Source organism: Rhodococcus sp. KRD162 (assembly GCF_017168335.1).
In the GTDB taxonomy this organism is placed as follows: domain Bacteria; phylum Actinomycetota; class Actinomycetes; order Mycobacteriales; family Mycobacteriaceae; genus Rhodococcoides.
Genome location: NZ_JABFAU010000005.1, coordinates 110,921 through 120,474, shown reverse-complemented (window position 1 = coordinate 120,474; position 9,554 = coordinate 110,921). Strand labels below are relative to the sequence as shown.

The 9,554-nt window shown below is 64.1% G+C and carries 10 protein-coding genes; 3 read left to right on the top strand and 7 right to left on the bottom strand.

The window, feature by feature from the left end; genetic code table 11:
- Nucleotides 1–149: 149 nt before the first annotated feature.
- The 5 genes from J1M87_RS08870 to J1M87_RS08850 all read right to left on the bottom strand — a co-directional run bounded on the left by J1M87_RS08870 (nt 150) and on the right by J1M87_RS08850 (nt 5,201).
- Entirely contained in the window at nt 150–425 is a 276-nt protein-coding gene (locus tag J1M87_RS08870; RefSeq protein ID WP_206489192.1) for a helix-turn-helix domain-containing protein, read from the bottom strand.
- Between the two features lie 294 nt (nt 426–719).
- Nucleotides 720–2,471, bottom strand: coding sequence for a cytochrome bc complex cytochrome b subunit (locus J1M87_RS08865; RefSeq protein ID WP_206489191.1), 1,752 nt, complete (start codon nt 2,469–2,471; stop codon nt 720–722).
- The gene (locus J1M87_RS08860) at nt 2,468–3,661 is read right to left on the bottom strand and encodes a ubiquinol-cytochrome c reductase iron-sulfur subunit (RefSeq protein ID WP_241256622.1); all 1,194 of its coding nucleotides are present in this window, start codon (nt 3,659–3,661) and stop codon (nt 2,468–2,470) included. The genes J1M87_RS08865 and J1M87_RS08860 overlap by 4 nt, the downstream gene beginning before the upstream one ends.
- On the bottom strand, nt 3,658–4,506 hold the full coding sequence (locus J1M87_RS08855; protein ID WP_206489190.1) for a c-type cytochrome: 849 nt from the start codon (nt 4,504–4,506) through the stop codon (nt 3,658–3,660). Before J1M87_RS08855 ends, J1M87_RS08860 begins: the two co-directional genes overlap by 4 nt.
- Before the next feature lie 83 nt (nt 4,507–4,589).
- Complete coding sequence (locus J1M87_RS08850) at nt 4,590–5,201, bottom strand: heme-copper oxidase subunit III (protein WP_206489189.1); 612 nt, start codon at nt 5,199–5,201, stop codon at nt 4,590–4,592.
- 151 nt (nt 5,202–5,352) lie between these two features.
- On the opposite strand from J1M87_RS08850, the gene J1M87_RS08845 reads away from it, so the two are divergent.
- Nucleotides 5,353–5,832, top strand: coding sequence for a hypothetical protein (locus J1M87_RS08845; RefSeq protein ID WP_206489188.1), 480 nt, complete (start codon nt 5,353–5,355; stop codon nt 5,830–5,832).
- Between the two features lie 51 nt (nt 5,833–5,883).
- On the top strand, nt 5,884–6,945 hold the full coding sequence (trpD, locus tag J1M87_RS08840; protein ID WP_206489187.1) for an anthranilate phosphoribosyltransferase: 1,062 nt from the start codon (nt 5,884–5,886) through the stop codon (nt 6,943–6,945).
- 10 nt (nt 6,946–6,955) lie between these two features.
- Here trpD and J1M87_RS08835 read toward each other — a convergent pair whose 3' ends face one another.
- Together J1M87_RS08835 and J1M87_RS08830 are read right to left on the bottom strand one after the other, a co-directional pair.
- Nucleotides 6,956–7,231: an Lrp/AsnC family transcriptional regulator gene (locus J1M87_RS08835; RefSeq protein WP_206489186.1), complete on the bottom strand. Its 276-nt coding sequence runs from the start codon at nt 7,229–7,231 to the stop codon at nt 6,956–6,958.
- A gap of 142 nt (nt 7,232–7,373) precedes the next feature.
- On the bottom strand, nt 7,374–9,089 hold the full coding sequence (locus tag J1M87_RS08830) for a DEDD exonuclease domain-containing protein (RefSeq protein WP_206489185.1): 1,716 nt from the start codon (nt 9,087–9,089) through the stop codon (nt 7,374–7,376).
- Between the two features lie 167 nt (nt 9,090–9,256).
- Here J1M87_RS08830 and J1M87_RS08825 point away from each other — a divergent pair, with 167 nt between their 5' ends.
- Entirely contained in the window at nt 9,257–9,538 is a 282-nt protein-coding gene (locus J1M87_RS08825) for a hypothetical protein (protein ID WP_206489184.1), read from the top strand.
- The last annotated feature ends 16 nt before the right edge of the window (nt 9,539–9,554 follow it).

Below are 9,554 nucleotides of genomic sequence, written 5' to 3'. Positions count from 1 at the left end.
ATCGAGGCCCCTTTTGGTATGTCCGGATGACCCCACCGTCGACGACCGGCACAGCAGGGACGTGGGTGCGTATGGAACCTGGACTGTGGACGGCGGGACGCGAGTAACCCGGGCGCGACGGTGCGCGAGGTCGGTGGCAGGCCCTGCCCTCAGGAGGCGTCGGCCTCGGGTTGTCTCGGTGTCGAGTCGGAGGAGGAGTCGGCTACGGAGTCCAACGAGATGTTCAGCGCCTCACACAACGCCGCGACAGTGAAGAAGGCAGGAGTGGGGATGCGTCCGGTCTCGATCTTCCTCAGCGTTTCCACCGAGATACCCGCAGCCTCGGCCACGTCGGTCATGGTGCGACTGCCTCGGGATCGACGTATCGCCGCACCGAGTCGTGCACCGCGGGCAAGCTCGCCTGGCGTCAGGGGTATGCGGACCATATGCCGATAGTAATACCGGTCGTGCAACTGCCAGAGCCCCGTCCACTTACCTGAGCCCTGTCGTCCCTCACCCGAACAGCCCCTCACCCGAACAGCCCCGAGTCCGAACAGCGCCGAGTCCGAGAGCCCCCGTCGGTCTTGTCGGGTCGAACGTGCGGCGCTAGGGGAGGGGAGGGATATCGGGTCCCCGGTGTACGAGTGAGCGGTCGCGATTGCTGCGGGTGGAGGAGTCGACAATGCACGAAGGGCGGCACCGTTGCCGGTGCCGCCCTTCGTGTTGTTACTTGTCAGATGTCAGCGATCGCTGTCGCTGTCCTGTCGACCGGAGCCGATCGAGGCATCCTGGTGGCCGTTGCCCTCGGATGCGTGGCCGTTCGAGTGGCCGTTCGAGTGCCCGTTGCCCTCGGCGTGACCGTTCGAGTGGCCGTTGCCTGCAATGCCCGCTTGGTACTTGCGGAGCATTGCGAGCTGCTCGTGCTCACCCTTGTGGTGGGCTTCCTCGAGAGCTGCACTCTGTGCCACCGGGTCCGGAGTGAACAGCGATCCCGAGCCGGGCTTGCCGGCCGAGCCGAGCTTGTTCATCTTCTTGGGTACCGGTGCACCCTGGTAGTCGAGGGGGATCGGGTGTCCGTGATCGTCCACCGGGCCGAGCGGCTGGTGGATTTCCACGTACTGGCCGTGCGGCAGCCGCTTGATGATTCCGGTTTCGATTCCGTGCTCGAGCACCGCTCGGTCACTGCGCTGCAGGCCTATGCAGAACCGGTACGCAACGAAGTACGCGAGCGGCGGCATGATCAGGAGACCGACACGGCCGATCCAGGTCATGGCGTTGAGCGAGATGTCGAACTTGTACGCGATCAGGTCGTTGACGCAGGAGAGCGTCAGAACGACGTAGAACGCGATCGACATCGCGCCGATTCCCGTGCGGACAGGCACGTCGCGGGGACGCTGCAGCAGGTTGTGGTGCGCAGTGTCTCCGGTAAGGCGCTTCTCGATCCACGGGTAGGCGATCATCACCGTGAACACCAGGCCCATGATGACTGCGACCCAGAACACTGCCGGGATGGTGTATCGCCCGGCGATGTAGATGTCCCAATCCGGCCACAGTCGAGCCAAGCCGTCCGTCCACATCATGTAGAAGTCGGGCTGGGACCCGGCCGACACCTGCGCAGGGTTGTAGGGGCCCAGGTTCCAGATCGGGTTGATCTGGAGCAGACCACCCATCGCGGCAAGCACACCGAACGTCACTGCGAAGAAAGCACCGGACTTGACCGCGAACACCGGGAGGATACGAACGCCGACGACGTTCTTCTCGGTGCGGCCCGGTCCGGGGAACTGGGTGTGCTTCTGGTACCAGACCAGCGCCAGGTGAGCGGCGATCAGAGCCAAGATGATGGCGGGCAGCAGCAGCACGTGCGCCACATACAGGCGCGGAATGATGATGGTGCCTGGGAAGTCGCCGTCGAAGATCAGCCAGTGCAGCCAAGTACCGACGATCGGGATACTCATCGTGATGCCCGAGAAAGCGGCACGAAGACCGGTGCCCGAGAGCAGGTCGTCGGGGAGGGAGTATCCGAAGAAGCCCTCGAACATGGCCAGGATCAGCAGCAGGCAGCCGATGACCCAGTTGGCTTCACGGGGACGACGGAACGCACCGGTGAAGAAGATGCGAGCCATGTGCACGATGATCGACGCGGCGAACATCAGTGCGGCCCAGTGGTGAATCTGTCGCATGAACAGACCACCGCGAACCTCGAACGATATGTCGAGAGCAGTGGCGTAGGCCCGCGACATCGTCACACCGTTGAGCGGCAGGTAGCTGCCGTCGTAGACGACCTCGCTGAGCGACGGATCGAAGAACAGGGTGAGGAATACACCGGAGATCAGCAGGATCACGAAGCTGTACAGCGCGATCTCGCCGAGCAGGAACGACCAGTGGGTGGGGAATACCTTGTTGATCTGACGGCGAAGTCCCGGTGCCAAGTGGTAACGACTGTCTACGTCGTCCGCCTGCTTGGCTGCGAGGGTTTGCAGTGAAGGACTCATGAATCACGCTCCGGTCGACGTTCCCAGAAGGCGGGACCGAGTGCTTCGTGGAAGTCTGCGCGAGCCACTAGGTATCCCTCCTCGTTGACGGTGATGGGAAGCTGGGGCAGCGCGCGCGCTGCCGGTCCGAAGATCGGCCTGGCGTACTCGAGCGCGTCGAACTGCGACTGATGGCAAGGGCAGAGAATGCGGTTCGTCTGCTGCTCGTACAACGATGTGGGGCAGCCGAGGTGCGTGCAGATCTTGGAGTACGCGTAGTAATCGCCGTAGTTGTAGCTCTCCTGACCCTTGCGCTTGACGACCGTGCTGGCGTCGTCGGGACGCAGGCGGATGAGCATGACGGCGTTGCGAATCCCTCGGAGTGACACGAGCAGATCGTGCTCGCTCTCACGGTCCGCTTCGCGGAAGGGGAACACGGTTTCCATGGCACCAGCGTCCAGGTCCTCGGGCCGAACGAGAACGACATCTTCCGGTCGCCCGGTGTCTCGTCGGAGGTAAATGGTCTCCCCATCGTAGCGAGGAGTCCAGCCGGATACCCACAATGGAGAATCTTCGCCCTTGGCCCATGGGTTCTTGATCAACCCGCCGAGGGGGAGCACAGCCATGACGCCCAGTGCGCCACCGCCCAACATCAGTGAGCGCTTGATCACCTTGCGTCGACCGATGGTCGACGTCTCGAGCGAATCACCCAGTTCGGCGACCAGCGTCTTGCGATCCGTCTCCGAGGAACTCCCGTCGTGGCGGTCCTGGATGGAGACCTCTTCGGGGATGAACTTCTTGGTGAACTGCACCGCACCGACGCCGACTGCGAGAATCGCCAGGCCCATCGTGCCGCCGATCAACGGCGTGTACAGCGAGTAGAGGTGGTAGTTCTCGTCACCGATTCCGGCGTACTGCCAAGGCCAGAACAGGTAGACGCCGATGAACGCGACGGCCGAGAGCCCGGCAATGGCGAACCAGATCGCCACGCTGCGTTCGGCACGCTTCTCGGCCCGAGTGCCCTCGACGGCCCAGCGGTTTCGACGGAACGCAACATCGACACCATCGAGATTCGTGCCGAGCTCGACCAGCTCGTCGCGGCTCAGGGCCGCAAGTTCCTCGTCGGAGTACTTCTTCTCGGGATTCACACCGCCGGCTTTCTTGCCGTCGACGTTGTCGTCGTCTTTACGACCGGAATCACCGTCGCTCATGATCTAGCTCCGATCCACAATGTTGCGCCGACAACAGCGGCGATTCCGACAATCCACACGGCGACCATTTCGGTACCGGGACCGAAGCCTGCCAGACCCCAACCACCGGCGGCCTTGGTGTCCTGTGCCGACTTGACGTACGCGATGATGTCGGATTTCTCCTCGATCGTCAGCTGACGATCGGAGAACTTCGGCATGTTCTGCGGCCCGGTGACCATGGCCGTGTAGATCTCCTGCTCGTTCGCAGGCCCGAGATCGGGGGCGAACTTGCCCGAGGACAAGGCACCACCCTGACCGGTGAAGTTGTGGCAGGAGGCGCAGTTCAACCGGAACAGCTCACTACCGCGTGCGATGTCGTCGCCGCGCAGAGATTCCTGAGCGATGTCGCCGTTCTCGTCGAGGATGACCGTTGGCCCACCGCCGTTTGCCTGAACATAGGCACCGAGAGCGTCGATCTGCTTGTCGTCGAACTTCGGCGGCTTGCGCAACACCTGTGCCTCGTTGCGCATCGCCGGCATGCGGCCGCTCGACACCTGGAAGTAGACAGCCGCCTCGCCGACTCCGATGAGGCTCGGTCCGCGATCCTGAACGCCCTGCAAGTTGACACCGTGGCACGTCACGCAGGAGGTGTCGTAGAGCTGCTTGCCCTCGCGAATCAGGGCCGCCGAGTCGGTATCGGCAGTGGCGACCTGCGGAGCCGGAGTCAGGGCCGACGCGAGGAATCCCGCGCTCAGTAGGCCCATCATCAGGACGAGAGCACCGGTGACGCGCCTGCGCGTCTTGCGTTGCCTTCTCGTCTTGGCGGGGTCTCGGTCGCCGGATGCTGCTGGGGGAGATGTACTCATCTTCTATCCCTTGTCGTGTCGGGACGGACCGAACGTCGGGGGCTGAATCCGTTCGTTCGTTATCGTTGGCGTACTGACTGTCACTAGCGGATGAAGTAGATCGTCGCGAAGAGGGCAATCCAGACGATGTCGACGAAGTGCCAGTAATAGGAAACGACTATGGCGGCGGTGGCCTGCGCCGGCGTGAATTTACTGACCAGAGTTCTCGTGATCAGGAATACGAAGGCGATGAGTCCGCCGATCACGTGCAGTCCGTGGAAGCCGGTCGTGATGTAGAAGACCGAGCCGTACACGCTGCTCGACATCGTCGTGCCCTCGTGCACCAGGTGGTAGTACTCGTACGCCTGGCCGGTCACGAAGAACGCGCCCATCGCCAGCGTGACTATGTACCAACGTCGAAGTCCGAACACATCTCCGCGCTCGGCTGCGAACACTCCCAGCTGGCAGGTGAACGAAGATGCGATCAGCACGGCAGTCACCGGAACGGCCAGAGCGAGGTTCAGCTCGGTCGGCTCCGGAGGCCAGTTTCCGTCCGCCTGGGCTCGCGCGACGAAGTACATCGCAAACAGCCCGGCGAAGAACATGAGTTCACTCGACAGCCACACGATCGTGCCGACGCTGACCATATTGGGACGGTTCAGCGAGTGCACGCGTTGGGTGATTGCCGATCCTTGAGTCCCTACAGCGCTCGTCACAGAAAGAAGTATGACCCGTCGTAGTACGGAAGGCATATCCGGGTCCACTCTTGGCGCGTCGCATCACAACGAATCCGCGCGCTTCCTTGTTCCCGCGCAGGTAGATAGCCCTGGCCGGACCGGTGGGGTCCAGTCGTGCAAGGCTGGCCTCATGGCAAAGAGCACCGAGGGTGGGTGGTTTCGAAGACTGTTCTCGCGGTCGAGAGTGGAACCGTTGGACCCCACGCGCGAGGACTTGGTCACAGTGGCGCGTTGCTTCGACGACGCCCAGGCATGTTCGGCCGTGCTCGACGAGGCGGCAATCACGGCGCCTGTGTGGAACGCCGCTGCAGAGGTAGTACTGCGACACCATCTGGTGTTGCCGGCACACGAAGTGAACGACGCAGCAGCGATCGCCGCCCAGGACGGCTACTCGGTCGGGCCCGCCGTCGACGTATCGGAATCCGGCGGCGGGTACCGCCCCCAAGTCGACGACGGCGTGCCGCTGGTGTTGCAACGGGTACAGCTTCTCGACGCATTGCACTGCTCGCAGGAGCGGTCACGGATGGCAGGCCTCGCCCAGCGCCGAGGAGGAGCAGTGCTGGGGTGGGACGCCCTGCAGCCTGCGCCACCCGACACAGTGCCTGACTAAGCTTCCACCGCACCGAGTGCATCGACGGCAGAAGGGCCCGGTAGAACCACCATGACCGCAGCAACCAACGACGAGCAGCCGCGCACCTGGCGTCGAATTCTCGGCGCGTTGACCACGAACACTCACCTGTCCAGCGCAGACACCGGCTGGGTGATGGACGAGATCATGTCCGACAACGCGACATCGGCCCAGATCGCTGCCTTCGGGGTGGCCCTGAAGATGAAGGGCCCGACGCCGGCCGAGCTCGAAGGGCTCGCCGACTCGATGCTTGCGCACGCGGTGCTGGTCGAGACCGATCGTGACGCAGTCGACGTCGTCGGTACCGGCGGAGACGGTGCCGACACCGTCAACATCTCGACCATGGCGGCGATCGTCGTCGCCGCCAGTGGAATACGAGTGGTCAAACATGGCAACCGCGCAGCGTCCTCCAAAAGCGGCACCACCGACGTACTCGAAGCACTGGGCGTGCGTGTCACCCTGGGGCCCGCCGAGGTGGCGTCGAGCGTCGACCAGGTAGGAATCGGATTCTGCTTCGCCCCGATCCATCACCCCGCACTGCGCTTTTCCGGACCGGCGCGCAAAGAGATCGGAATCCCGACGGTCTTCAACGTGCTGGGCCCACTGACAAACCCCGGACGCCCGCGCGCAGGCCTGATCGGCTGCGCTTTCGAGAATCTGGTCCCAGTGGTAGCGGGTGTGTTCGCCCGACGCGGCAGCTCGGTTCTCGTCGTGCGCGGAGACGACGGCCTCGACGAGATCACCCTGTCCACGACCACCACCGTGCATGTGGTGTCCGACGGGTCCGTGACCATCGAGACGATCGATCCGGTCGACTACGGAATCGCCCGATCACCCATCGAGTCCCTCAGAGGCGGCGACGCGCAGTTCAACGCCGCAGTGGCCCATCGCGTGTTCGCCGGAGAACACGGACCGGTCCGTGACGCCGTGCTGCTCAACGCCGCCGCGGCCATCGCAGCGCACGAAGGTGTCTCGGGCAATCTCCACGATCGGATTCAAGCGGGATTGGCAACTGCTGCAACAACTGTCGACTCGGGAGCCGCCGCAAAACTACTTGCCGATTGGGCGCGCTGCACCACGGCAATGGCCGACTGATCGACCGGCCCTACTCGCCGATCGAGAACCCGGCATCGACATCTGCGCTCGAATAGGACTGAAACGCAATGTGAGTCGTGGTGTTCCGCACGCCCCGAACCCGATTGATGTGCTTGGTGATCACCTCGGCGATCGACGCGTGATCACGCACCTTGACTATCGCGATCAGGTCGACATCCCCGGCACACGAGTAGACCTCCGACACACCCTCGACATCGGCCACGGCCTGCGCTGTCTCCGGAATCAAATCGGCCTCGGCGTCGATCAAAACGATGGCATTGATCATCTGTGCTCCTCACACATCCCGAACTCGAAATACGACGAGCTCCACCCAACGCGACCAACCCTAGTTCCTCAGGTTGCCGTGCCGGTCGTTCCGCGGGCTCCACTCCTGCTCTAGTGGTCGTTCCGCGGGCTCCACTCCTGCTCTAGTGGTCGTTCCGCGGGCTCCACTCCTGCCGCGCGGCGGCGCGTGCCGTTCGGCACCACCCCTCCCACGAACCCGCCGAACGTGCGTGGCTGCAGTAGCCACTGCTGGTCCGCACGATTCGAACCCCGTCAGTGCGCAGCCACGACGCAATGAGAGCGACCTCCTCCGGCGGTGCACCTCGAAGCGGCGTCGAATCGGGTATCACCGTCTCGGCGGCCGCGGCGATGGCGTCGACGACGGGCATCGGGTGCACTCCGCGCGGCGCCACCGCCGCCCCCGCCAGACGACCGAAACGCACCACGATCAACTCCCACCCTCCCTCCGGCGTTCGTCGTGCCGCCACGAGTTCGGCAATGGCGGCCACCGCCGCGGATCGATGCATTCTGCGTAGCGTGTCGACGGTCACGGCAATCCGGTCGCGCAATCGTGCTGCAGTCTCGTAGAGCTCTCTGTCCGCGAGCTCGGTGACTCGGACCCGCATGGAATGCAGGATCGCGTCGTCCTGGCCGCACACGAGCGCGAGAAACTGCCTCGGAGCGATGGAGTACTCGTCTGCCGTCAGGGGCCCGGACGACGCCGCTGGGCAGCCGCCGACATCGGCCGCCGGACAGTGGTCACCGTGCCGAACCGAACGGGGCAGACGGCGGGTGCACGTGCGCAGACGGCAGAACTCCGCCACCAGCGCGGCCGCCTCCGCGGCGTCGTGGCGAACCGAGAACGGTCCGAGGCTGTCCGGCGTGGGCGCGCGAACGATCGACAGGCGCGGAAACGCCTCGTCTGTCAGGGTGATCCACCACCCCTTCTTCGGAAACTTCGAGCGTCGGTTGTACGGGGGAATGTGCGCCGAGAGCAGCCGCAGTTCTCGAACACCGGCTTCGAGTGCGTGCGCGCATTCGACATGGTCGACCCGAGTGGCCAGACTCACCATTTCCTTCATCCGGCCCCTGGTCTCGGAGCCGGTGAAGTAGTTGCGCACCCGACGCTTGAGATTGTTCGAGGTGCCGACGTACAACACCTCGTCGGACGGGCCACGGAACAGATAGACGCCTGGGCTGGACGGGAGGTGGGCCGCCAGCCCGCGTTTGGCGCGCTGGCCGGCCGACACCGCAGGGAGGTAGTCGACCAACTCGGCGTAGCTGTGGACGCCCTGATTGCCCACTCTTTCGATCAGACCGTGCAGAACGTCGACGGTGGCGCGAGCGTCGTCGAGTGCGCGGTGCGTCGGCCTGGTCTCGGATCGGAACAACGTGGACAGGGCCGAGAGCTTCACCGACGGTGCCTCGTCGCGGGTGAGGACCCGTCGAGCCAGTTTGACGGTGCACAGCACCTGGAACCGCGGCCACGCTATGTCGAGGCGGCTGGCGGCGGCCTTGAGAAATCCGGTGTCGAAACCTGCGTTGTGGGCCACCAGCACCGAGCCCCGAGCGAACTCGAGGAAGCCGGGCAGTACCCGTTCGATTCGGGGCGCACCGATGAGCATGGCCGAGGTGATGCCGGTGAGCTCGACGATGTACGGCGGAATGGATCTTCCCGGGTCCACGAGTGTGGCGAATTCGCCGAGAATTTCGCCCCCACGGACCTTGACCGCACCGATTTCGGTGATGGCTTCGCTGTCCGCGCTGCCGCCGGTGGTCTCGAGATCCACGACGACGAACGTCGTCCGGTGCAGCGGGGTGTCCAGCTCGTCGAACGTCAACTGGGTGGGCAGGCTCACCCGGACGACGTTAGGTCCGACCTCCGACAAGAACGCTCGGCGCAGCCGCGAGGACTCACTGCGCGCTCGCGCAGTGACGTGTCACGAAACCTTGTCGGTGGCGGACGCTACGTTTCGCTCGATCGGCTGTTTCGGCCGCCTGAAACAGGAAAGAGACGAGGATCACAATGATTGTCGATTGCAGTGACTGCAAGGTCCGCGACATCGCCTGCGCGGACTGCGTCGTGACGGTTCTTCTCGGCCCTCCCGGGATGCCGTCCAGATCGGACGGTAGGTGGGTGGGACCACGGCCTCCTATCACGCTCGAGCAGGAAGAACTCGGTGCGATGGGGGTCCTTGCCGAGGAGGGTCTCGTGCCCACACTGAAGCTCGTGACGAGCGAAGACGACGCCGCCCGCGCTCCGTTGTTACCGACTCGTAACACGCCGGGTGATCAGCGCGCCGGATAGCGAGAATCGGGCCTGA

Excerpts from the sequence above, each read along its gene's own strand:
- J1M87_RS08870 (WP_206489192.1), bottom strand. The coding sequence starts at position 425 with ATGGTCCGCATACCCCTGACGCCAGGCGAGCTTGCCCGCGGTGCACGA.
- J1M87_RS08865 (WP_206489191.1), bottom strand. The coding sequence starts at position 2,471 with ATGAGTCCTTCACTGCAAACCCTCGCAGCCAAGCAGGCGGACGACGTA.
- J1M87_RS08860 (WP_241256622.1), bottom strand. The coding sequence starts at position 3,661 with ATGAGCGACGGTGATTCCGGTCGTAAAGACGACGACAACGTCGACGGC.
- J1M87_RS08855 (WP_206489190.1), bottom strand. The coding sequence starts at position 4,506 with ATGAGTACATCTCCCCCAGCAGCATCCGGCGACCGAGACCCCGCCAAG.
- J1M87_RS08845 (WP_206489188.1), top strand. The coding sequence starts at position 5,353 with ATGGCAAAGAGCACCGAGGGTGGGTGGTTTCGAAGACTGTTCTCGCGG.
- trpD (WP_206489187.1), top strand. The coding sequence starts at position 5,884 with ATGACCGCAGCAACCAACGACGAGCAGCCGCGCACCTGGCGTCGAATT.
- J1M87_RS08835 (WP_206489186.1), bottom strand. The coding sequence starts at position 7,231 with ATGATCAATGCCATCGTTTTGATCGACGCCGAGGCCGATTTGATTCCG.
- J1M87_RS08825 (WP_206489184.1), top strand. The coding sequence starts at position 9,257 with ATGATTGTCGATTGCAGTGACTGCAAGGTCCGCGACATCGCCTGCGCG.